The sequence below is a fragment of the Halohasta litorea genome (assembly GCF_024494645.1).
Lineage (GTDB): Archaea > Halobacteriota > Halobacteria > Halobacteriales > Haloferacaceae > Halohasta > Halohasta litorea.
On the sequence record NZ_JANHDJ010000003.1, the window covers coordinates 76754 to 97930 of the forward strand.

24 protein-coding genes and 1 pseudogene are annotated in these 21177 nt (G+C 63.6%); 13 read left to right on the forward strand and 12 right to left on the reverse strand.

Annotation, left to right across the window (positions count from 1 at the left end; genetic code table 11):
* The first annotated feature begins 32 nt into the window (after positions 1-32).
* Positions 33-1610: an ATP-binding protein gene (locus NO877_RS08740; RefSeq protein WP_256395950.1), complete on the forward strand. Its 1578-nt coding sequence runs from the start codon at positions 33-35 to the stop codon at positions 1608-1610.
* 11 nt (positions 1611-1621) lie between these two features.
* Here NO877_RS08740 and NO877_RS08745 read toward each other — a convergent pair whose 3' ends face one another.
* From NO877_RS08745 to NO877_RS08765, 5 genes and pseudogenes are all read right to left on the reverse strand, one after another.
* Entirely contained in the window at positions 1622-1939 is a 318-nt protein-coding gene (locus NO877_RS08745; RefSeq protein WP_256395951.1) for a DUF7964 domain-containing protein, read from the reverse strand.
* A gap of 246 nt (positions 1940-2185) precedes the next feature.
* Complete coding sequence (locus NO877_RS08750; protein WP_256395952.1) at positions 2186-2833, reverse strand: PrsW family glutamic-type intramembrane protease; 648 nt, start codon at positions 2831-2833, stop codon at positions 2186-2188.
* Positions 2830-3573: a hypothetical protein gene (locus NO877_RS08755; protein ID WP_256395953.1), complete on the reverse strand. Its 744-nt coding sequence runs from the start codon at positions 3571-3573 to the stop codon at positions 2830-2832. Before NO877_RS08755 ends, NO877_RS08750 begins: the two co-directional genes overlap by 4 nt.
* 302 nt (positions 3574-3875) lie before the next feature.
* Positions 3876-4082 (reverse strand): annotated as a pseudogene (locus NO877_RS08760) (restriction endonuclease); the annotation flags it as partial.
* A gap of 187 nt (positions 4083-4269) precedes the next feature.
* Complete coding sequence (locus tag NO877_RS08765; protein ID WP_256395955.1) at positions 4270-4521, reverse strand: DUF8015 family protein; 252 nt, start codon at positions 4519-4521, stop codon at positions 4270-4272.
* Positions 4522-4653: 132 nt separating this feature from the next.
* On the opposite strand from NO877_RS08765, the gene NO877_RS08770 reads away from it, so the two are divergent.
* Positions 4654-5031 (forward strand): SHOCT domain-containing protein, encoded by a 378-nt coding sequence (locus NO877_RS08770; RefSeq protein WP_256395956.1) that lies wholly within the window; start codon positions 4654-4656, stop codon positions 5029-5031.
* 7 nt (positions 5032-5038) lie between these two features.
* Here NO877_RS08770 and NO877_RS08775 read toward each other — a convergent pair whose 3' ends face one another.
* The gene (locus tag NO877_RS08775; RefSeq protein ID WP_256395957.1) at positions 5039-5308 is read right to left on the reverse strand and encodes a DUF7553 family protein; all 270 of its coding nucleotides are present in this window, start codon (positions 5306-5308) and stop codon (positions 5039-5041) included.
* Positions 5309-5360: 52 nt separating this feature from the next.
* Entirely contained in the window at positions 5361-7118 is a 1758-nt protein-coding gene (gene menD / locus NO877_RS08780; protein ID WP_256395958.1) for a 2-succinyl-5-enolpyruvyl-6-hydroxy-3-cyclohexene-1-carboxylic-acid synthase, read from the reverse strand.
* A gap of 374 nt (positions 7119-7492) precedes the next feature.
* Here menD and NO877_RS08785 point away from each other — a divergent pair, with 374 nt between their 5' ends.
* On the forward strand, positions 7493-9256 hold the full coding sequence (locus NO877_RS08785) for an ABC transporter substrate-binding protein (protein WP_256395959.1): 1764 nt from the start codon (positions 7493-7495) through the stop codon (positions 9254-9256).
* Positions 9256-10146 (forward strand): phosphatase PAP2 family protein, encoded by an 891-nt coding sequence (locus tag NO877_RS19810; RefSeq protein ID WP_256395960.1) that lies wholly within the window; start codon positions 9256-9258, stop codon positions 10144-10146. Before NO877_RS08785 ends, NO877_RS19810 begins: the two co-directional genes overlap by 1 nt.
* Before the next feature lie 118 nt (positions 10147-10264).
* On the opposite strand, the gene NO877_RS08795 is transcribed toward NO877_RS19810, so the two are convergent.
* Positions 10265-11668: an isochorismate synthase gene (locus tag NO877_RS08795; RefSeq protein WP_256395961.1), complete on the reverse strand. Its 1404-nt coding sequence runs from the start codon at positions 11666-11668 to the stop codon at positions 10265-10267.
* 51 nt (positions 11669-11719) lie between these two features.
* Positions 11720-12313 carry a sulfite oxidase-like oxidoreductase gene (locus NO877_RS08800; protein WP_256395962.1) on the reverse strand — a complete coding sequence of 198 codons (594 nt, stop codon included), beginning with the start codon at positions 12311-12313 and terminating at the stop codon, positions 11720-11722.
* Positions 12314-12424: 111 nt separating this feature from the next.
* On the opposite strand from NO877_RS08800, the gene NO877_RS08805 reads away from it, so the two are divergent.
* From NO877_RS08805 to NO877_RS08815, 3 genes are all read left to right on the forward strand, one after another.
* Positions 12425-12658, forward strand: a complete 234-nt coding sequence (locus tag NO877_RS08805; RefSeq protein ID WP_256395963.1) for a DUF7120 family protein — start codon at positions 12425-12427, stop codon at positions 12656-12658.
* Between the two features lie 62 nt (positions 12659-12720).
* Positions 12721-12999 carry a UPF0058 family protein gene (locus NO877_RS08810; protein WP_256395964.1) on the forward strand — a complete coding sequence of 93 codons (279 nt, stop codon included), beginning with the start codon at positions 12721-12723 and terminating at the stop codon, positions 12997-12999.
* A 37-nt stretch (positions 13000-13036) separates the two neighbouring features.
* Complete coding sequence (locus NO877_RS08815; RefSeq protein ID WP_256395965.1) at positions 13037-14896, forward strand: rhomboid family intramembrane serine protease; 1860 nt, start codon at positions 13037-13039, stop codon at positions 14894-14896.
* Positions 14897-14905: 9 nt separating this feature from the next.
* On the opposite strand, the gene NO877_RS08820 is transcribed toward NO877_RS08815, so the two are convergent.
* Positions 14906-16012, reverse strand: a complete 1107-nt coding sequence (locus NO877_RS08820) for a PAS domain-containing sensor histidine kinase (RefSeq protein WP_256395966.1) — start codon at positions 16010-16012, stop codon at positions 14906-14908.
* A gap of 336 nt (positions 16013-16348) precedes the next feature.
* Entirely contained in the window at positions 16349-16975 is a 627-nt protein-coding gene (locus tag NO877_RS08825) for an METTL5 family protein (RefSeq protein ID WP_256395967.1), read from the reverse strand.
* A gap of 374 nt (positions 16976-17349) precedes the next feature.
* Here NO877_RS08825 and NO877_RS08830 point away from each other — a divergent pair, with 374 nt between their 5' ends.
* From NO877_RS08830 to NO877_RS08840, 3 genes are all read left to right on the forward strand, one after another.
* Positions 17350-18303, forward strand: a complete 954-nt coding sequence (locus NO877_RS08830; RefSeq protein ID WP_256395968.1) for a transcription initiation factor IIB — start codon at positions 17350-17352, stop codon at positions 18301-18303.
* A gap of 101 nt (positions 18304-18404) precedes the next feature.
* Complete coding sequence (locus NO877_RS08835) at positions 18405-19049, forward strand: DUF6517 family protein (protein ID WP_256395969.1); 645 nt, start codon at positions 18405-18407, stop codon at positions 19047-19049.
* Between the two features lie 173 nt (positions 19050-19222).
* Complete coding sequence (locus NO877_RS08840; protein WP_256395970.1) at positions 19223-19417, forward strand: cold-shock protein; 195 nt, start codon at positions 19223-19225, stop codon at positions 19415-19417.
* 79 nt (positions 19418-19496) lie between these two features.
* On the opposite strand, the gene NO877_RS08845 is transcribed toward NO877_RS08840, so the two are convergent.
* Complete coding sequence (locus NO877_RS08845) at positions 19497-19937, reverse strand: DUF8009 family protein (protein WP_256395971.1); 441 nt, start codon at positions 19935-19937, stop codon at positions 19497-19499.
* 94 nt (positions 19938-20031) lie between these two features.
* Between NO877_RS08845 and NO877_RS08850 the strand changes: the two genes are divergently transcribed.
* The 3 genes from NO877_RS08850 to NO877_RS08860 all read left to right on the forward strand — a co-directional run bounded on the left by NO877_RS08850 (position 20032) and on the right by NO877_RS08860 (position 21137).
* Positions 20032-20211, forward strand: a complete 180-nt coding sequence (locus tag NO877_RS08850; protein ID WP_256395972.1) for an HVO_2753 family zinc finger protein — start codon at positions 20032-20034, stop codon at positions 20209-20211.
* Between the two features lies 1 nt (position 20212).
* A complete protein-coding gene (locus NO877_RS08855; RefSeq protein ID WP_256395973.1) occupies positions 20213-20479 on the forward strand; it encodes an elongation factor 1-beta in 267 nt (88 codons plus the stop codon).
* Positions 20480-20657: 178 nt separating this feature from the next.
* Entirely contained in the window at positions 20658-21137 is a 480-nt protein-coding gene (locus NO877_RS08860; protein WP_256395974.1) for a hypothetical protein, read from the forward strand.
* The last annotated feature ends 40 nt before the right edge of the window (positions 21138-21177 follow it).

Here is a 21177-nt window from a genome sequence, read left to right on the forward strand (position 1 = left end):
CCAATAAGAAGACGGACGCCGTACAAATCAGTATGACAGACAGTCGGGGGAGTTTCAACCGGCAGACGGCCTACTCTCGGCTCTACGAGGCCATGCAGACCGACCGGCCGCTGGAGGCCCGTCTGAAAGACGCCCTCGAAATCGGCGTCGAGCAGTTCGGCGTCGACTTCGGCTACCTCACCGAGATCGATACGGAGACCAACGACTGGGAGGCCGTCATCAGCACCGAGTTACCGGACGGAATCAGCCTGACGGGGCTCCAGGAGGACCTCACCAACACCTTCTGTCTGCGGACGATTCGGGACGAAGGCATCGTCGCGTTTGCGGATGTCACCGCCGAGGGGCTCGAAGACCATCCGGGGGCCGCCGAGTACGGCGTTCACTGCTACCACGGCGCGCCGATCCTCGTCGACAACGAACCCCATGGCACGGTGTGTTTCGCCTCCTACGACCCCCGCGCGGAGGCGTTTTCGGAGGCCGAGAAATCCTTCAGCCATCTGGTCGCCCAGATGGCGGGCTACGAGATCGAACAACAGGAGTACGAGGCCGAACTCGCCGAGCGGGCGGCCCAACTCGACGAGCGAAGCGAGATCTACCGGGCGGTCATCGACGCCAGTTTCGAGATGGTGTTCCGGCTCGATCGTGACGGGAAGTTCACATACGCCTCCTCGTCGTCGGTCGAGGCGATCGGATACACCCCCGAAGAGCTCGACGGCGAGTCGATCTCGCTGGTCCACCCGAACGCGGAGGTAAGCGAGCGTGCGTGGGAGCTGTTCGAGCGGGTGTTGTCCGGGGAGACGATCGAGGAACACTACCTGCCGATCGAAACCAAGAGCGGCGAGCTGATCTACGTCGACCTTCGGGCGACGCCGATCTACGACAGCGAGGTGCCCGACGGCGAGCGCACGCCCGACGATATTGTCGCCATCCAGGCGATGAGTCGGGATGCGACCGACCGCAAGCGACGGGACGGACTGATCAGCGTCATCAACCGGGTGCTGCGGCACAACCTCCGGAACGATGTCGGCGTCATCAGCGGCTACGCGGAGATGCTCGAAGACGAACTGGAGGGCCAACAGCAGACGCTGGCCAAACGCGTTCGGACGACTTCGGACCGGCTGCTCGATCTCAGCGAGACGGCCCAGAAGCTCGAAGAGACCCTCGATGGCCCCATCGAGCGGCAGGCGATCGATCTCCGCGCGCTGGCCGAGCGGGTTGCCGACCAGCTCGGCGGGGCGTATCCCGACGCCTCGATCACGGTGAGCGGTCCCGAGACGGCCGTCGTCGACAGCGCCCCACGGCTCGAAACGGCGGTCTGGGAGCTGGTCGATAACGCTGCCAAACACGCTGGCGATCTGCCCAGTATCGAGATCAGGATCGACGAGACCGAGGCCCAGTACGAACTCTCGGTCCAGGACGACGGCCCCGGCCTCCCCGAGTTGGAGCGGTCGGTACTGCAGTCCGGCGAGGAGACACCGCTGGTCCACGGCCGGGGACTGGGGCTGTGGCTGGTCTACTGGATCGTCACCGGCGTCGACGGGACGGTTACGGTCACCGAGCCACAACGGCCGGGGACGACGATCGAACTCCGACTGCCAAAAAGCGAGTAAGGGCCGACAGACTACTCCCCGGGCGCCTCGACCAGCGAGGAGTCGCCCTGTCCGGCGACCATCGCTTCTTCGAGCACGTCGCTCGGATCGCGGTCGGTGCCATTGATGCGGTGGTCGACGGTCCACCCTTCGCCGTCGGTGTAGCTGGCGACGACGGCGACCGACTCGGTCTGGATGACCACCCGGTCGGAGATCTCCTGGCCGTCGTGGGCCTCGGCGAGCAGCGGGATCGCGGTGCGGATGGCGTCGGCGTCTTCGAGATCGGACAACAGGGCTGCCGTTACTCGACTATCGGGAAGGGATTCGAGGAGTGCGCCGTCTGTGGTCATGTCGACGGCCAGTGGGGCTGGGTATTCAAATCCACCTGTTGGCGATAGTGTTACTGCCCATCCCGAAACGCCGTTATCCAATCGTCGTCACTCGTCGCCGTCAGCGGCAGGCCGAGGGGTTCCATCGGTTTCGGGGCCCAACGATGTACAGCCGCGGTGGTTTTCTGCTATCTTAAACCCCTCATGCGCACCTACAGTGATTCGGCGAACCCCGCTCTCACTGGCTCATCGCCCGTCCAAGCCCGGTCAGTGGAGCGTCCGAAACAGGAGCCACAACACGACATACGACACGAGCCCACTCAGGATCGCAACGGTTCGGCCGAGGACCGCAAACAACACGACGAGATTGAAAAGTGCATGGAGGAGCACCGCCAGACAGTAGCTGTACAGCACGAACAGCGGTTTGAATCCGAACTCGTCGAGCAGCGGTCCCGAGACGTAGTAGAGTGCCGCTCCGATGACCCCGGTTGCCGTTCCGTGCATCACCGTCGTCGAGACGCTCCGGGTGATCACATACTGGGTCAGTGCGAGCGAACTCAGCTGTTGTTGTTGGATGAGATATGAGAAGTTCTCAACGAGACTGAAGCCGAACCCGGCGAAGACGGCGGCGAGAATGATATCTCGTCGCTGGAGGTATCTCGGGGCGATGATCGCCACTACGGCCAGCGGCACCGCTTTCAGTAGTTCCTCGACCAGCGGGGCGAACTGTATCTGGAGGGCCTGCAGGGAGAGCCCGGCGACCGCCAGCAGTTCGCTGTTGATCTCCGAGGCCAGAAAGCCCGCGATCGACCCCCAGATGAAACACACCAGGAGAAACCGAGTCTGGGCGTTATCGACGAGCAGTACTAACAACAACAGCGGGACGGTTATCGCAACCGAGAGCGCCAGCATCATTCGACGATCCCCGCCCGCTGGTAGCGAATCAGTGCGGCAGTCAGCAGCGGCGCACCCAGATACCAGACCGGGTCGACGGCGGGCACCGACAGCACGGGGTTGCTGATGGCCAACACGATATAGAGGCCGTCAGCAGCCGCAAACAGACACAGCCCAGCCCCGAACAGTCGGTACCGGGTAGCCGAAGCAAGCGAGAGCCCAAACAGCAGCACGGTCCCGATGAGCGTCGCCGACACTGTGGTGTAGACGAACAGCGACAGGCCGCTCCCGTAGGCGAGATTTGCGAGGAGGACGGCACCGACGAGCAGCGAGACTGCACCACCCAGCCAGACGGGGCGATCGACCGCAGAGCGGCGCTGTAGATGGGCGGCGGCTGGAATCGCGAGCAGATAAAACCCCTGAAAGCCGAGTTCAGCAACCGACGGGTAGCCGATGGGCTGGCCAGCCAGATAGACGTACAGCGTCCAGTAGATGTGCCCTGCCGTCCAGCTTCCGATCCCACAGCTCACGATTGCCAGGAGGCTGGTTTTCGACTGGTAGGCAGCCACGGCCAGCAGCCCCGTCGCAGCAACGAGGGCGGCGTTCATCACGAGATAGTGACCATCGAACCCCAACGGGCTCAACAGCGGCCGACCGTCCAGGAGCCGAGAGAGCATCACGCTCTCGGTGAGCAGTGCCGCGGTGGCTGCGACGGCCACAAGCAGTATCGACAGCCACTGGACAGTGTCCCGCTGGTCCATCAATCGTCACTTCTCAGCGGGGAGCGATCATGAATATATCGTCTAACCACCTTTTTCTGCGTTGGGTGGTTCGCTCCGCTCACCACCGCTCCTTGAAAAATCTGGACCAAAAAGGCCGCGTTCGCTCCTTACAGTCGCTCACGCGGTCGACTTACTCGCCGACAGCCTCCTCCACAATCTCTATTTCCTCAGTCCCACCTTTTTCCGGTTCGGGTGGCCTCACTCCGCTCGGCCACCACTCACCGCAAAAACGTGGGCGAAAAAGGCCGCGTTCGCTCCTTACAGTCGCTCACGCGGTCGACTTACTTGCCGACAGCCTCTTCCACAATCTCTATTTCTTCGTCAGTCAACCCATAGAGTTCATAGACGATTTCGTCGATCAGCGCATCAGTCTGCTCGATTTTCGCTTCTAGCTCCTCGGCTCGCTCGACAGTCTGGACGTAGCTCTCCAGCCCGGCCTCGACATCCGCCACCTTCGGCAGCGTCAGTTTCCGCAACCGATCCACCAGCTCGAAAACAGATTCGAGTTCTGGAACGGCTCGCCCCCAAGCGTGGCCTGACTCATACGAATAGCATACAGTCAGGAAGACGTGATTAAAGAACTGCTGGAGTCGACACCGAGTCCCCGAACCGAGACCCACCAGTGGGACTGACGACCGAGCCGCACGGCTGTCGCACTCACCGACGACCAAGTACTCACCCGGGGGTCACGGCGACCGCCAACAGGAGGACACCGGCGTGCCAGACGACCAGGGGCACCACCAGCGCGGGCTCGGTTGGCGGCAGCGGCGGGTGCCGGATGATGGCATCGTAGACGAACAGCGTGGCAACGAGCGTCCCGGCGAACAGCCCGGACTGAACCCCGATCCCGGTGAGGACACTCACCACCACCCCGGCGAGGATGCAGCCGACGATCGCCACGAGAATCCCATCGTAGTAGTCGACCATAGTCAATCATTAGGACTACAGTACCAACCGACGAATAGCTACGCTTCCACCCGGCTCCTGGACACTCACGCCGCCTGATGCCTCAGTGACACCAGAGGAATCATAGGCTGGGACCCCCAACCCACGGCCAGTATGCCAGTCGACCCCGAGGAAGGCCTCGTGACGGATCTCATGCTCGGCCTGATGGTTGCCTTCGGCGCGGATATCATCATTCTCGTGGGGGTTCTGTGGTATATCGGCAACGTCACGACGCTGGCCTTGGTGACCACCACCGGACTGATCGTCGGGGTTTTCGCGGCCTGGATCGGCTGGCGCTGGCGAGCGATCAGACGCATCGAGTCGGCCGACGAGCCCGAGCGGTCCGCCCTCGACGAACTCACACACCGGTATGCCACAGGCGAGATCAGCGAGGCGGCCTTCGAGCGAAAACTCGACCGCCTTGTCGACATCGAGGACCGGACCGAGCGGGACGAGATCGACGAGGAACGGGCTCCCGAACGAGCCGAGTAACGCCCGCTTACACGCCCTCGACTGTTTTCCGGAAGGCTTTGATGTGGCCGAGCGCGTCGTCGATGCCGTCACCGACCTGCTCGTCGGCCCCGTCTTGCAGTTCGCGGAGCGTGTATTCGATCCGGGCGAGTCGGCCGTGGTCGGCCCCGTGGTCCCGCTCGGCGAGGTCGGCCAGGGTCTCGGCCGTCTCGGTCAGCCCCGCCGCCCGGTCGTCCGATGCATGGTCGGCCACAGCCGCGAGCGCCTCGCTGGCGGCGATGAGTTCGTCGTGTGTCATACGGTCGATTACTGTGAGCAACCATCATAGCTACTTCGGCTCGGACGACCCCTCACTCCTCGACCAACCGCTCGACCGTTGCGGCCTGTAACTCGTCCCGAACCGCGTGGCTCGCTTCAGCATCGGTTTCGACCTCGATCACATGGGAGCCGTCGGCCGCAATCGCCTCGGCATAGGTCTCGCGGAACGCCGACCGACCCTTGACCCGCCGATAGTCGAACCCGTACAGCTCGCCAGTCGGTTCGAAATCCATCCCGTGGGGCGTTTTGAACTGCCGCGTAAACGGCGGCTCGAAGTTCTCGATGGGGAGCTGATGAAAAATCCCGCCGCCGTCGTTGTTGAGCAAGACGATCGTCGCATCGACCTCGGCGCGCCCGATTGCGAGCAGGCCGTTCATATCGTGGTAGTAGGCCAGATCGCCGATTACGAGCGTCACGTCGTCTGTCGTGCCATGCGCCGCCCCCAGGGCGGTCGAGACGATGCCGTCGATCCCCGAAGCCCCGCGGTTCCCGATCGCGGTCACAGACGTCGTGTCCGGCTCGCCGAACCGATCCAGATCCCGGACGGGCATGCTGTTGGAGACCACCAACGTCGCAGGATCGGCCAACCCATCGACCACGTCCGCGAGAATCCCGCCCTCATACAGAGTGTCGCGCCGCTCGCCGACTGCCTCGCTGTGGGCCGAGTCGGCCGCGACCCACCGGTTGCGCCACTCGGCGCTCCCGCCGCTGCGAACCAGCTGGGAGAGGTGACCACAGAGCCGGTCGGGATCGGCGACGACGAGATCGGTGGCAGTGAACTCGGCCTCCCGCCACTCGCCTGCGGGATCGACGACCAACTGCCGCGCGTCGGTCCCGGCGAGATACTTCCGGAGCGGTTTCGAGGTCGGCGACGCCCCCAGCCGCACGACGACCTCGGGATCGGGCCACGACTCGGTGACCGCGGTATCGACATAGGCGTCGTAGCCGCCGATCACGGGCGCGGCACGGGTATGGCCCCCGAAGCGGAGCCCCGAGAGCGGATCGGCGAGGATGGGGAATCCTGTTGCGTGCGAAAAAGCGGTGACGGATTCGGCGGTGAGTCCCGGCGGATCGGCCGGTCCGGCGACGATCAGCCCCCGGTTGACGCTCACGTCCTCGGCCAGCTGGCGGAGCTGCTGGTCGTCCAACTGTGGCTGACCCACTGTCCGACTCACAAAGGGCTCGTCCTCCCCACGACCCATCGCCGCGAGCCGCGAGAGATCGGCGGGAACATCCCCTGCCACCGGCGTCGGCTCCAACGGCTTTTTAAATGGAACGTTGAGATGGACCGGACCCGGAGGCGTCCCCTCGGCGGTCCCTACCGCCCGTGAGATGTCGGTCCGCAGCGACCGCAGGGTTCGGTCCTCGGCGGCCGGTTCGGGGAGGTCCTTGTACCACCGGACACTCTCCCCGTACAGTTTCTCCTGGTCCACCGTCTGGTTAGCCCCCGACTCTCGAAGCTCTGGCGGACGGTCGGCCGTCAGAAGAAGCAGCGGTACCCGACCCTGATTGGCTTCGACCACCGCCGGATGGTAGTTGGCGGCGGCGGTCCCCGAGGTCGACACGAGAACCGTCACCTCGCCCGTCCGGCGGGCCCGACCCAGCGCGAAATACGCGGCCGACCGTTCGTCGAGCGCAGAGACGGTCTGCAAGTCGTCGTGTTCGTCACAGGCAACCGTAAGGGGAGTCGACCGACTGCCCGGCGAGATACAGACGGTTCCGACACCGTTGCGGGCGAGTTCCGCAGCGATCGCCCGACCCCACAGCGTGTTTCGGTTCGGCGCAGTCATTGGTCGCCTCTTGGTCCGAACCGTGATATGTCCGGCGTGTTTCGACGGCCCCGAACGACGGTCGACGATTGGTGTACGGTCAACGAACTCATGGTATCCAACGTGGGACGTGCTTCAGCGGGCTAAACACCCCTTCGCCCCGTGAGCATCCAGTGTCAGCGAGCCACCAATAGTAAAAGACAGACAGGAGTGTGTGAGGGCAGTCATCGAAGAACATCCTGATAAAACCGCACGAGGACAACAGGCGAACGACCCGCAGCACGCCGTCACGAGCAGCCAACTGACCGCATCACCAAACAGCATCAAACGCAGTGGTAACACGATCCTAACATATACTGAAGAATTTATATGTCGATGCGACAAAAGCGTCTCAAATGGCAGCCGAAAGTGTCACCCGTCGTCGATTTCTCGCAACTACGGCGGGGGCACTTGTCACGACAAGCGGTTGTGTCGGCGGCGTCCAAAACCTCGCCGGACGCAGCCGCACGGCGCAGCTGTCGCTCCGGATCTCGACGGTTCCAGCCAGTGAGGACCCCTACGCGGTGTGGATCGCAAACCATCTGGCCGACAACCTCGAAGCCTCCGGTGTCGATACCATCGTCGATCCGATGAGTTACGACGTGTTTCTCAGGGAAGTTCTCATAAACCACGAGTTCGACATCTACATCGGCAGATACCCTCGATTAAGAGATCCCGATGAACTCCGGTCGATGCTGTACTCCGCCTACAGCGAGGAACAGGGGTGGCAGAACCCCTTCGGATTCAGCGATCCAGGAACCGACGAACTGCTCGACGAACAGCGAGCCGTGAGTGGGGACGACCGGATCGACATCACAAACGAGATTCAGCAACAAATCCTAAACGAACAGCCGTTCGTCGTCCTCGGGGTCGCCGACCGGATTTCGGCGGTCAGAACGGACCGCTTCAGCGGATGGCCGGATGGGGGACTCGACAACCCGACCGACTACCTGTTGCTCGACCGTGCCGGGGAGGAAACGACGCTCGAACTGTTGCTCCAAAACGGACGGATTACTGAAAACCGGAACCCGCTGGCGGTCGAATACCGTGACCGGGGGACGCTCGTGGGACTGTTGTACGAACCACTGGTCAGAACGCCCGACGGCGTGGATGAACCCCTCCCATGGCTCGCACGAGACATAGCGTGGGAGGAGTCGGAACCGACAGCTGCGACAGTCCGGCTCCGAGAGACGCCGTGGCACGACGGCCGCTCGGTCACCGCAGACGATGTCGCGTTTACCTACGAGTTCCTCGCGGATACGTCGCTTGGCGAGTACGACACAGCCGTCCCGACGCCGTGGCGTCGCAGTCACGTCTCGCTTGTCGAGTCCGTCACAGTCGAAGCCAACGACCGGCTCCGGATCGAATTCACGACGCCGAACCGATCGCTGGCATACCGGGGGCTTTCGGTACCGATACTCCCCGAGCATATCTGGCGTGAGCGAAGCGACGCCGCCGACCTAGCCGGAGTCGATCTCAGTAGTCGGACGACAAGCGCGCTCGTCGACCCGAACGAAGCGGCGGTCGGCAGCGGGTTCCTCCAGTTCGATGCTGCCGTTCCCAAGGAGTCGGTCTCGCTCACCGTGTTCCCTGAACACTTCCTGTGGAACGGTGATGCCAACGGGATACCGGCTCGGTTCGGCGGGACACAACCGTTTGACCGCGTCGAGTTCACCGTCGTCCCCTCCCAAGATGCCGCGGTGGAGGTGCTCGCCGAGGGGGATGCCGATGCCCCCGCCGATCGGTTACAGGCGTCTATCGTCCCTCGCATTATCGATACAGAGGGTATTTCGATGACACGCAGAGTGCCGTCCTCGTTTTATCATGTCGGTTGCAACTGCCGTCGGGCACCGCTAACTGATCCGCGGTTTCGGCAGGTACTCGCACAGCATCTCGACCGGTCTGCCATCGTCGACGAGGCGTTCGACGGGCACGGGACGCCATCGGAAGTCCCGCTTCGCGGGAAGTGGGTTCCGAAGGAACTCGAATGGAACGGGACTGCCAGCCGACCGTTTCTGGGCTCTGATGGGGATGTGGCTGTCGAGCGGACGCAGGATGCGTTCCGCAGTGCTGGCTACCAGTACGACGGCGACCAGTTGGTCCGGAGGAGCGGACAATAGTGTTCCTCTCGACTGCGGCTCAGGTAGCCGGAATCGTCTCCGTGTTTCTCGTCGTCGCAACAGTCACCATCGTCGGCCCCGACCGACTCCGTGAAACCCGACGAACCTACCGCGAACGGCTGGCGGCGGCCGCACCATACGTTGGGCTTCTCGTGCCGCTGTTGGTCGTGAACAAACTCGCCCGCGATATCGGCCCGGAACTCTCCTGGCTCGTCGGCATCCGGATCACCGGCTGGCTCCAGACGATCGATGGCCTGCTGCTGTGGCCGCTCTATCCCGAAGCGACCCCACAGGTGGTCGTGTGGCTGCAGTCGATGGCGACGCCAGCGGTGACAGCCTACTTTTCCTCGGTGTACGTCTACGGCTACGTCTTCTTGCTCGTGTTTCCGATCATCGCCTACATGTCGCTTTCGTACCCCGAGCCCTTCCGACGGACGGCGATCGCCTACGGGGCGAACTATCTCATCGGCGTGGTCTGTTATCTGGTGTTCATCGCCTACGGCCCCCGCAACCTTCTCGTCGAACAGGTCGAAGGGCTGTTGTTCACCCAGCACACACAGTATCAGTTCGTCACGGCGGCGGTCAACAACGAGACGAACGTGTTCCCGTCACTACACACGTCAATGGCAGTCACGGCGGCGTTGTTAGCCTGGAGTACTCGCGACGAGTACCCGCTGTGGGTGCCGATTGCCACCCTGCTTGCGGTCAGCGTTATCGTCTCGACGATGTACCTCGGAATTCACTGGGCGACGGACGTGATCTTCGGGATCGGACTCGGCTGGCTGAGCGTCGTCATCGGATACCGGTTCGAGGACTGGCAGCCGACGCTTACGGGAGTTAAACTCCGACTCACTGGAATCCGAAACGCCATCCGGAGTCGCCAGCGGTGAGTACAGCCCGACGGTTCCGGCTCGCCTCCGGTCAGGTGTCTCGCTAGGTCCTCGGGAAGTCGATCGGCCGAGCTGCGTCCCGGTTCGGAACGCGTGGGCGCTGCTGTCGTTCGCCACGCTACTCGGCTTCGAGTTCGTCCAGGATGGGTCGGAACTTGAGTTCGACCTCGTCCCACTCCCGGTCAGGGTCGCTGTCGCCGACGATCCCCACACCTGCAAACAGGGTCGCCCGGCGGCGCGTTGCCACGGCCGACCGGAGGCCGACGGCGAAGGTGCCGTTTCCGGCGGCGTCGATCCAGCCGATGGGGGCGGCATACCAGCCCCGGTCGAAGGGTTCGGTCTCCCGAATCGTTTCGAGGGCTCGATCCGGCGGCAGCCCGCCGACCGCGGGCGTCGGGTGCAGCGCCTCGACCAGCGACAGGACGTGGGTGTCGGCGGCCAACTCCGCGGTGATCGGGGTGTGGATGTGCTGGACGGTCGCCAGCCGCTTGATCTGCCGGTCGCCGGTCGACACCGACGCCGCGAACGGCGCGAGTTGCTCGCGGATCGTCTCGGCGACCAACGCGTGTTCGTGGACGTTCTTGGGGTCGGCCAGCAACTCGTCGGCGAGCCACTCGTCCTCGGCGGGAGTCTCCCCGCGGCCCGTGGTTCCCGCCAGCGCGTCGGTCTCGACGGTTCGGCCCCGCAGCGAGACCAGTCGCTCGGGGGTCGCCCCGAAGAAGGCGGGCGGTTCGGGGCCCTCCGGCTCGACGAGAAACCGGGTACAGGAGGGGTACTTTTCGCCGAGCCGTGAGAGGATGTCGCCGACTTCGAGATCCGCCGCGAGGTCGACCTCCAGGACCTGTGCGAGGACGACCTTCTGGAGATCCCCGGCGGCGATGCGGTCGGTGGCGGCGGTGACACCGCCGCGCCACGAGTCGGGCGTGGTGGTTCGGCGTTGATCCGTGAGCCCCGGCTGCGGCGTCTCGGGATCGGCTGCGGGCAGCGAGCAGAGTCGCTCGCGTTCGGTCTCGATGCGCTCTTCGACGGCCGCGACAGAAGCGTCGGGGCCGACCGCGTTGACCGTGAGCCACGGCCCGCGGTCGGTGATCGTCACCTGCACACGGGGAAAGACGAACCGCGCGTCGGGGAACGCCGCCCACGGGTCGGCCGACTCCGGGGTGTCCTCGGCGGGCTCGCCGCCGTCGGTGTCGAGGGCCGCCCGGTCGGTCTGGGAGGGCTGGTCAGCATGGAAGGTGAATCCCCCGAAAAGACGGGGGCAGGCGGCCTCGGTTCCGGCGTGCACGTCGCCGGAGGCGAACAGCGACTCGGCGGCCTCCCGTATATGATCGAACCGGTCGGGGCCCTCGGCGGTGAGTGTCGCGGCGGCTCCACCGGCGATCACCGTGGCTTCGCCGGGCGAGTCCCAGACGGTTCGCGGCGCGTCGAACCCCTTCAGGACCGCCCGAAACGACGGCAGCCCGCCGTCGAGGCGAACCGACCGGCTGATCAGCTGTGGATCGGCAGCACGCGGCGACTCCATTAAAAACGACTCGGGACTCCGGACTCTTGAGCGTGACTATCGGTCGACGGCCTACCCATATCGCTCCTCGTTCCACGGATCGGCCGTCGACGAGTAGCCGCGCTGCTCCCAGTAGCCCCGCTCAGGCTCGGTCAGCAGCTCGACACCGGTGACCCACTTCGCGCCTTTATATGCGTATTTGTGGGGCGTAACCACGCGCAGCGGGCCGCCGTGGTCGGCGGGGAGGTCGTCGCCGTCGTAACCGTAGGCGAACAGGACCTCCTCGCGCAAGCAATCCTCCAGCGGGAGATCGGTCGTGTAGCCATCTGCCGAGTGGAACATAACGTGGACCGCATCGCTGTCGACGCCAGCGCGCTCGGCGATGATCGGAAACGAGACGCCCGTAAACTGGCAGTCGAACTTGCTCCAGCCGGTCACGCAGTGGAAATCCTGCTTCTGAGTCTCGCCCGGGAGCTCCTGGAGTTCCTCGAACGACAGCGCCAGCGGGTCGTCGACCGCGCCGAAGACCTCGAAGCTCCACTCGGCGGGGTCGACTGCGGGCGTGCCGCCCTTCGAGAGCACTGGAAAACCGTCGGTTTGCTGTTGACCCGGCGGGAGTCTGCTGTCGCCGAACTCGGTGTAGAGATCAGTTCGGTCGGTGACCATAGTCGACCAACTGGCCCGGTGGTCGTATATATACCGCCACCGGCCGACAGCGAGCCGGTCGACAACGCCGGTGGTTTTAAATATGCACTCCGGTAACTCCCGACTGTTCAGATGCCGAAAGTCGAGATCAACATCCCCGAACATCTAGAGATGCAGATCGCCCAGCTCGTCGAACAGGACGAGTTCCTCAACCGCGAAGAAGCGATCGAGAACCTGTTGTCGACCGGGATTAAAGCCTACAAAACGAGCGGCCCGATGGACGACGAACCCGGTTCTGGCACCGGCTCCGACTCCGGCTTCGAAGAGGACGGGATGATGGGCCACGAAGACGAGTACGTCTTCTAACCAGTCGGCGTGGGTGACAGTCCCCAACAACTCTTAAATTAGCACCGTTCGTACCCACAGGTATGCACAAAGACGAACTACTGGAGCTCCACGAGCAGATGGTGACCATCATGGAGAGCTTCCGGGCCCAGGAGTCGGTCGACTCCTCGCTTTTCGACCCCTACGACGAGCTGACCGTCGAGCCCGACCACGTCCACAAATCAAAGAGCGAACACAAACACGCCGTCTTCGTCCTCGGCAACGCGCTGGCGACGGCGATGAGCGAAGACGAGTTCTCGAACGCGGGCCGGGTCGGCAAGCGGATGAAGGAGCTGGCCGACGACGCCGAGAGCAAACTGTAGCCGTGGATCGCCCAGCCCCGCAGCCGCCCGTCGATAGATGATTCCACGGATGGGCGGACCCCTGTTGTTCGCCGAGTCGGTCGGCTCAGTTGTCGCCGGACTGCCGCTCCAGCGGCTGCTGCTGGTCGCAGCGGCGCTGCTCGCGGTCGGGACGCTGCTGGTAGTGAGTCGGCCGACGGCGCGACTCACCGACCCGCTGACCGACCGTTTCGTCGCCGGGCTGCCGTGGGGGACGCTCCTCGTCAGTGGCCTGCTTGTTGGGATTTTTTATCTGGTTCAGGACGGCCTCTCGACGCCGACGAACCCGGTCGTCCTCCCGTTTCGGGCCTGGAGCTACTTCGATCCCGTCGGGATGCTGTTTGCTGGCTTTACACACGCCCATATCGGCCATCTCACGGGGAACCTCTTGGGTACCCTCGCCTTCGGCTCGCTGGCGGAGTACTGGTTTGGCCACCACGTCGACCGCCGCGTCGAGACCCCCCTGCAGGCCGTCTGGACCCATCCGGTCGCCCGTGCGGTCGTGATTTTTCCGGCAGTAACGATCCTCGTGGGAACGGTCGGAACGATGGTCGCGCTGGGGCCAGTGATTGGCTTTTCGACGGCCGTTTTCGCTTTCGCAGGCTTCGCGCTGGTTCGCTACCCGCTGGCGACGATCGTTGTGGGAGTGGGACAGGGCGTCCTTGGGCGGCTAGTCGACGCCCTCCAGACCCCACAGCAGGTGGCGGTCGCCGAGGCAACGTACAGCACGCCGTGGTGGGCCTCGGTCGCGGTTCAGGGCCACATGATCGGCCTGCTGATCGGCGTCCTGCTCGGCCTCGCGGTGCTGCGACTACGCGATGAATCGCCGCCGCCAGCGCTTCACGTCTGGACTGGCGTGCTGCTGTTCGTGGTCTCGCGGTCGCTGTGGGCGATCTACTGGTACCGCGGCAATGAAACGTACGTCCTCTACCGGGCGGTTGGACTGGCGCTGGTGTTCGTCCTCGCCGCAATCCTCACGGTCAGCATCCTCGCCAGACACCGGCCGCTGTTCCCGGCTCGGGGCGGCGACGGTGGGTGGCTGGCCGAGGCCCTCGGCTCGATCACCGGCCGCGAGGTCGGCCTGCTGCTCGTGGTCGGTGTCGCCGCCCTCGTCGCTGGCCCCGCGATACCGGTCAACCTCACGACCGCCGACGACGCGGCGCTGCCGGGCGACCCCATCGAAATCGAGGGCTACGAAGTCACCTACGGCGAAAACGTCCCAAACGGCCAGCTGAGCGTGCTTCCGGGCGAACTCGCCGGTGAGACTACCCAGCTCAACACCTCGGGGGTGATCGTCCGCAACACCGACCGCCACATCTGGTCGACGGCGGTCCCGACCGGCGAGCTGGCGGCTAACGGCGGGTCGAACGTCCGCATCGGCGGTCTGGGCTGGGACGAAACCGTGCGGGTCGACCGGACCAGCTGGCAGGCCGTTGGCGGCGGGTCAGCCTACCGGGTCTCGCTGGCCCACGCCAACACGAGCCGCCCCGTCTTCGCCTCCGGGCCCGCAACTGCCGAGCCGGTCGTCGCAGGCCACAGCGTCTCGATCAATGCCACTGACGAAGGGTTCGAGTTGGGCGTCGCGCCGGTCGAAACCGGGACGACCGAAAACGCGACTGACGCCGATACCGCCAGCGACTCACAAAACGCGACAGAAACGGATTCCGAAAACGCCACGCGTCCCGAAAACGCGACCGACGACGGGAGCGAGCCGATCGTCCTCACGAACGTCCCCAACGAGTCGGTCCGGGTCGACGGCGTCGACCTCCCGGCCCCCGGCGAGTCGGTCACGGTCGGGCCGATCCGCTTTGTTAACCGCGAGGACCGGTTGTTTGCAGTCCATGAGGGGACGGTCGTCCGAGTCGCAGCCAAAGCGTAGGCGACACGCTCAGTCGGCGACCGGGAGGTCGACGACGAAGACGGCTCCTTCGGGTTCATCATCCTGGACCCGAACCTCGCCGCCGTAGCTCTCGACGAGCGTCCGGACGAGATACAGCCCGATCCCGGTGCCAGCGCTCTCCAGGCCTTTTTCACCCTTGCCGAACAGTTCCGCCTTTTGGGAGTCGGGGATGCCGGGGCCGTTGTCGGCGACCCGAATTTCGACCCACCCGTCGCGTTCGGTCGCCGAGACGGTCACCCGTGGCTCCTCGCTCCGGTTGTGCTGGATCGCGTTGGTCAGCAGGTTCCGGACGACCGACCCCAAAAGCGAGTTGGCCACGACCGCCGTCTCCGGCAGCGATCCGTCGACCGTAATCGTCGCCCCGGGATTGACCGCTCGCACCTCCGCGATCTGCGTGTCGAGCACCTCGCTCACCACGACCGAGGTGGTCTCGGTCTGCCGACTGCGCATCACGTCGGCCAGGTCACGGGCGCTCTCGGTGAGCCCGATGGCGTTGTCGGCGCTGTCGACGATCCGCTTGCGGTGGGCCTCGCCCGTCTCGTCGACGTGGGGAGCGAGCATCTCGGCGTAGGCGGTCACCAGCTGGAGGTCGTTGCGGATGTCGTGCCGAAGGACCTGGTTGAGCACCTCCAGATCGTCGCGCTGGGCTGCGAGGCGCTGCTGGGACTCCTTGAGGTCGGTGATGTCGGCGTAGTGTTCGATCCGCCCGCCAGCCAGCGGCCCCGAGCGAATGGGCCTGCTCTGGTGGCGTAGCCACCGCTCGGCCCGCCCCTCGCCGGGGAGGACGTGGCACTCGAACTCCTCGACGTAGCTGTTGTCCCTGTAGGTGTCGATCACCGTCTCGGCGAACCGCTCGGGGCGCTCGAAGATCGAGGCGATCGTCGACTCGATCAGCGTCTGTTTGTCCTGGCCGATCACGTCCGCACGCGAGAGACCGAAATACGTCGCCGCAGTCTCGTTGATCCACTCGACGGTGAACGCCGGATCGAGAACGAAAATCCCGATGTCGACCGTCTCCAGGGTCGGGAGGAGGCCGCCCAGACCGTCGGCGAACTGCTCCGAGGGGCGGTTGGCCGTCCCGTCCTGTCCAGTCATACGACATTCTACCCAATATGAAATAAAAACGCTATCGGTTGTCGCTTAAATAGTTTCGTCTTATGGTTTCTGCAGGATATTTACCAAGATTCGTTCATTTATTCAGTAAGGTGTCGAACAACGAGTGTTGAAACGGAAGCATCTTACAGACACCTAGTCAAAGCCATACATGATTGGAGCCGGAACGCTCATCATAGGCATAACAGTTGTTGTTGCAGCGGTTCTGACGCTCGGGCTGTTACTCCGGTTGCTGAGAGCGGCTGATGGATTGTGAGTCGGGATTCGATTCGTCGACTGATACGGACGGCACCCACCAACACCAGCGACCGCGGCGACCTACCGGTCCCACTCGATCCGGTAGACTTCGGTGTCGATGGCTCGCCGCTCGTCGGTATGATGGTCGAACTGCCGGTCGACGTCGAACTCGGCAGCGAAGGCGTGGGTGACTGTGCCGCCGTTGTCGGCGGCGAAGGCCTCGATGAACTCCTGGCTCCCGGTGTTGTGCACCGAGTAGGAGACGCCTGCGATCTCCGCGGCCGTCGTTAAAAAGGCACGGTCGGCCCCCTCCTGGCCGTTCTGTGCGCCGAACGGCGGGTTCATCACGACCGTCACGGGCTCGTCGAGCCGGAGCGGTGGTCGGGTGGCATCGGCCTGGATCCAGTGAATCGGCGTCGTCGTGCCCACTCGGCGGCGGTTCTCGACGGCCGTCCGCAGCGGCCCGCCGTCGAGTTCGAGGCCGATCACCCGCCGGGGGCCGCGGAGGGCCGCCCCCAGCGCGAACATTCCGGTGCCCGCCCCGAGGTCGACGACGGTCCGATCCGTGATGTCACCCTGCAGATCTGCCAGATGGATCACGTGCGCAGCGAGTTCGGGCGGTGTCGGGTACTGTTCGAGCGACGCCTGTGGGTTCTCGAAGCCCGCGACGACCGCCAGCTGGCCTTCGAGTTCGCGTTTGGTCGCCATCTCACTGCCTCCTGACGAGCCACCAGTCGTGGTCACGCCCACTCGATGCTCCGGTACTCATCATACCGGGGGTACTCGCCGTCGACTCAAAAGTGTTGCAACGCCGAACCTCCAGTAATACAACCGACGAAAACCATCGTTCGGAGACTAACGGAACGCATAGGAAACGAGTTGACGATCCAACTCGATGGGACAATCGGCCGAGCCGAGCCAGACGCCCGACTGCCCGCTGGCGGTTCGGCTCTCGATGCCGATACCGGCCGAATCAGGCGATTTTATCGACGTGTCGACCGTCGTGTCTGACGTTTATTACATGAGACAGGTCCGTTTTATTTCAAAAACTTTTAAATAAGGTCCGAACCACAAACCTTATAATGGAACGTCCGAGCAGGCAGCGCCAACAGGAGCGAGAATCGGAGCAACAGTCGGACGAAACCTTGGAGTGTCCGGAGTGTGGGTCCGACGAGATCGTCACCGACGCCGATCAGGGCGAGTTGGTGTGTGACGACTGTGGGTTGGTGCTCGACGAACAGCAGATCGATCGCGGACCGGAGTGGCGGGCGTTCAATCACTCCGAGCGGCAGAGCAAGTCCCGTGTCGGTGCCCCGATCACCGAGACGATGCACGACCGTGGGTTGACGACCACGATCGACTGGAAGGACAAGGATGCGTATGGCCGGTCGCTGTCGTCGGAAAAGCGGAGCCAGATGCACCGGCTCCGCAAGTGGCAAGAGCGCATTCGGACAAAGGACGCGGGCGAACGGAACCTGCAGTTCGCCCTCAGCGAGATCGACCGGATGGCCTCGGCGCTCGGCGTCCCCCGGTCGGTCCGGGAGGTCGCCTCGGTGATCTACCGGCGGGCGCTCAACGAGGACCTGATTCGTGGGCGATCCATCGAGGGGGTTGCCACCGCCGCGCTGTATGCCGCCTGCCGACAGGAGGGCATTCCCCGGAGCCTCGATGAGGTCGCCGAGGTATCGCGGGTCCCACAGAAGGAGATCGGCCGCACGTATCGGTACATCTCCCAAGAGTTGGGACTCGAACTCCGGCCGGTCGACCCCAAACAGTTCGTTCCACGCTTTGCCTCCTCGCTCGGTCTCAGCGAGGAGGTACAGGCCAAGGCCACCGAGATCATCGACGTCTCGGCCGAACAGGGCCTGCTGTCGGGGAAATCGCCGACCGGATTCGCCGCAGCAGCGATCTATGCGGCCTCGTTGCTCTGCAACGAAAAGAAGACCCAGCGAGAGGTCGCCGACGTGGCCCAAGTCACCGAGGTCACCATCCGCAATCGGTATCAAGAACAGATCGAAGCGATGGGCTTCCGGTAAGCACGCAGCCGGGAAGTGACGGCCGTTCGGACGAGACAATCATGGGATTCATATTATTTTTGAACGATAACTATATCTAATACAATATCGTTGAAGCGGGTATGTATACGCGACGGCGGGCAGTAGCGATGGGAGTCATCGGTATCAGTGCGCTGAGTGGGTGTTCGGGTGCTGCCGAGCTTGCGAGAGGTGACGGACCGCTCGAACGTGAAGCCGCCCGCGCGGCAGTCAGCGAGTCGGCGATTGCAGGGACGGAGTACGAACTCAAAGAGGCGACCGACGAGGTGATCGAACAGGAGATTTCGGCCGGTGGACAGGAGCGGACGATTATCGCGACGAACAAGCTCAATCGCTACGCGAAGGCGATCGATATCTCCGAGGAGGGGAGTCTGTTCGGCGTCATATCGAGTCCAGGATTCGAGTTCGCAGGCCGAACGTTGAATCCGGTCGCCAGCCAGAGCAACAGGGAACTGCTCGAACTCGCCCGACAGCAGTTCTCGAATCTGACGATCGGGGGTTCGGTCGAGGAGACCGAACGGACGGTGCTAGGGACCGAAACGACGGTCTCGAAGTTCGAGGCGACCGCGACGTTCGGACCCGAGGAGTACGATATCTACATTCATGTCGGCTCGGTAACCAACGAGGGGGATGTCATCATCGGGCTCGGCGGCTACCCGCAGGATTTCGACGACACGGAAAACGACACCATCGCGGGCTTCTTCGGCGAGATCGAACATCCAGTCTGATCGACGGTCGCTGCCGCCGGAGGTCGACCGTGCCGCCGATTGGATGCCGTGGGAAGCCAGCAGCTGACCGAAGTGAGAGCGACGGTTCTACTGGGCGGAGTACCGGTGAACCACCGAACTGACCCATAGAATTATGTATACGAGTACCATCCCTCCGATTGGAGCAATTGCGAATGGCACAAGGTACGGTTGCGTTCTTCAACGACACAGGCGGTTACGGATTCATCGAAACAGACGACGCGGACGACGACGTGTTCTTCCATATGGAGGATGTCGGCGGTCCTGACCTCGAAGAGGGTGAGGACGTCGAGTTCGACATCGTCGAGGCGGAGAAAGGCCCCCGAGCCAAGAACCTCCAGCGCGTCTAACACACCAGCCATCCGGCTGTCGTTCCTCCATTTTTCGACCGGCGAGCAACGACTATCGGCCAGCAGCCGCCAGCCACGATCAGCCGAGTGCGTGGAGCTGTACCTCGAGCGTCCCAGTGGAATGGTCGACCGAGATCCGTTCCCGAAGCCGGTTGCGGACGGTCTCGCGCCAGGCTTCGACGCGCTCGGTGTGCCGCTGTCGACGCGCCTCGATATCGTCATCACTCGCCGACTGTTCGGCGGCCGTCTCGTCGGCGGTCGGATAGGTGGGTACTTCCGCAACGAGTGTGGCCGGATCGAGATGGATCGGCTCGGCCTCGCCCTCGTAGTCACCGCCGACGGTAGCAACGTGAATCCGGGCGCGCATCCGCCCCGAAAAGGGCGGTGTGACCCGGAGGACGGCTTCACGGTCGGCGCTTGCGTTGGCCTCGAGGGCGGTGACGACATCGTCGACAGTGACGGCGATCGAACGAATGACGGCTGGATCGGAAGACTCCCGGTCGGAACGGCGGTCGGCCATAAACACCCTTGGGCCGACGGGAAGGAAACCGTTTGGGCGGCCGCCGAGCGGTTAAAAGACAATCGTTAAAAGCCGCGCTCCGGTCTGTAGGTGTATGAGCGAATCCGCACAAGAATCCGAGCGACAGTGTGTCTCCTGTGGCATCAACGTCGCAGGCATGAACGCTGCCGCGTTCGACTGCCCGGACTGCGGCACCGAGATCCACCGCTGTGCCAAATGCCGCAAGCAGAGCAACCTCTATGAGTGTCCCGACTGCGGGTTCCGGGGGCCATAAGATGGGGAAAGTCGCCGCCAAACTCAAGGTCATGCCGGAGAGCCCCGAGATCGACCTCGATGACCTCCAGGAGAAACTCGAAGCGTCCCTCCCCGAGGGCGCACAGATCAACGGCTTCGAGCGCGACGACGTGGCCTTCGGCCTCGTCGCCCTGCTGCCGACGGTGATCGTCGCCGACGGTGCCGGTGGCACCGAAGTCGTCGAAGAGGCCTTCGGCGAAGTCGACGGCGTCGAAAGCATCTCGGTCGAAAACGTCGGCCGCGTCTAGGCCGCCACGGTTCTTGCTGAACTGTTTCGGAGCACCGATCGACTAGTGGCCGCTCTACCCTGTTGAAGCCCCCATTTTTCGGGTGTAATGTAGGACCAAACAGTCAATCGACCAGATTGGGTAGTGATCGCTGTACCCTCCACAAGGACTATTCGACACAACAGCAAACCTGACAGCAATGACTCCGTTTGAGGATCTACGCGCCTCCCCGCACGTCTTCGGGGAACCTCGAAGGAGGAGTCTGCTCCCGTTGGCAGTAGTCGGTCTCCTGGTACTCGCCTCCGTCGGATTCGTGATCGGACTGGATGTCGGCCTGTCTCTCGGCTGGATTCTGTTGACGCTCGGGATCGCTATCGTGGCAGGGCTCATCGGTGCGGGTCTCGTACCGACGATCGGTTCGCTGTGGCTTGTCGGCCTCTGGTGGTTCGTGTTCCCACCACTCGTCGGGTACGTTACCGACAGCTGGGCGGGGACGACCCGGTACAATCATCCGAGAATGTTGGGATACGGCTATCGCTCCGCACGCGCCGAGTTATTCGGTGGAATCGAGTACGGTGTCCAGTTCGGCCTCCCGTTTGCTATCGTCCTCGGACTGATCGGATACACTATCGGGATTGCCATCGGTCGGATCTCAACGCGGGCAAACGCATCCCGATGAGAATCACCCCTGTACTGACTCCGGTCCGAACGGATCGCTC

Coding starts and splice junctions, on each gene's coding strand:
- NO877_RS08740 (WP_256395950.1), top strand. CDS start 33: ATGACAGACAGTCGGGGGAGTTTCAACCGGCAGACGGCCTACTCTCGG.
- NO877_RS08745 (WP_256395951.1), bottom strand. CDS start 1,939: ATGACCACAGACGGCGCACTCCTCGAATCCCTTCCCGATAGTCGAGTA.
- NO877_RS08750 (WP_256395952.1), bottom strand. CDS start 2,833: ATGATGCTGGCGCTCTCGGTTGCGATAACCGTCCCGCTGTTGTTGTTA.
- NO877_RS08755 (WP_256395953.1), bottom strand. CDS start 3,573: ATGGACCAGCGGGACACTGTCCAGTGGCTGTCGATACTGCTTGTGGCC.
- NO877_RS08765 (WP_256395955.1), bottom strand. CDS start 4,521: ATGGTCGACTACTACGATGGGATTCTCGTGGCGATCGTCGGCTGCATC.
- NO877_RS08770 (WP_256395956.1), top strand. CDS start 4,654: ATGCCAGTCGACCCCGAGGAAGGCCTCGTGACGGATCTCATGCTCGGC.
- NO877_RS08775 (WP_256395957.1), bottom strand. CDS start 5,308: ATGACACACGACGAACTCATCGCCGCCAGCGAGGCGCTCGCGGCTGTG.
- menD (WP_256395958.1), bottom strand. CDS start 7,118: ATGACTGCGCCGAACCGAAACACGCTGTGGGGTCGGGCGATCGCTGCG.
- NO877_RS08785 (WP_256395959.1), top strand. CDS start 7,493: ATGGCAGCCGAAAGTGTCACCCGTCGTCGATTTCTCGCAACTACGGCG.
- NO877_RS08795 (WP_256395961.1), bottom strand. CDS start 11,668: ATGGAGTCGCCGCGTGCTGCCGATCCACAGCTGATCAGCCGGTCGGTT.
- NO877_RS08800 (WP_256395962.1), bottom strand. CDS start 12,313: ATGGTCACCGACCGAACTGATCTCTACACCGAGTTCGGCGACAGCAGA.
- NO877_RS08805 (WP_256395963.1), top strand. CDS start 12,425: ATGCCGAAAGTCGAGATCAACATCCCCGAACATCTAGAGATGCAGATC.
- NO877_RS08810 (WP_256395964.1), top strand. CDS start 12,721: ATGCACAAAGACGAACTACTGGAGCTCCACGAGCAGATGGTGACCATC.
- NO877_RS08815 (WP_256395965.1), top strand. CDS start 13,037: ATGATTCCACGGATGGGCGGACCCCTGTTGTTCGCCGAGTCGGTCGGC.
- NO877_RS08820 (WP_256395966.1), bottom strand. CDS start 16,012: ATGACTGGACAGGACGGGACGGCCAACCGCCCCTCGGAGCAGTTCGCC.
- NO877_RS08825 (WP_256395967.1), bottom strand. CDS start 16,975: ATGGCGACCAAACGCGAACTCGAAGGCCAGCTGGCGGTCGTCGCGGGC.
- NO877_RS08830 (WP_256395968.1), top strand. CDS start 17,350: ATGGAACGTCCGAGCAGGCAGCGCCAACAGGAGCGAGAATCGGAGCAA.
- NO877_RS08835 (WP_256395969.1), top strand. CDS start 18,405: ATGTATACGCGACGGCGGGCAGTAGCGATGGGAGTCATCGGTATCAGT.
- NO877_RS08840 (WP_256395970.1), top strand. CDS start 19,223: ATGGCACAAGGTACGGTTGCGTTCTTCAACGACACAGGCGGTTACGGA.
- NO877_RS08845 (WP_256395971.1), bottom strand. CDS start 19,937: ATGGCCGACCGCCGTTCCGACCGGGAGTCTTCCGATCCAGCCGTCATT.
- NO877_RS08850 (WP_256395972.1), top strand. CDS start 20,032: ATGAGCGAATCCGCACAAGAATCCGAGCGACAGTGTGTCTCCTGTGGC.
- NO877_RS08855 (WP_256395973.1), top strand. CDS start 20,213: ATGGGGAAAGTCGCCGCCAAACTCAAGGTCATGCCGGAGAGCCCCGAG.
- NO877_RS08860 (WP_256395974.1), top strand. CDS start 20,658: ATGACTCCGTTTGAGGATCTACGCGCCTCCCCGCACGTCTTCGGGGAA.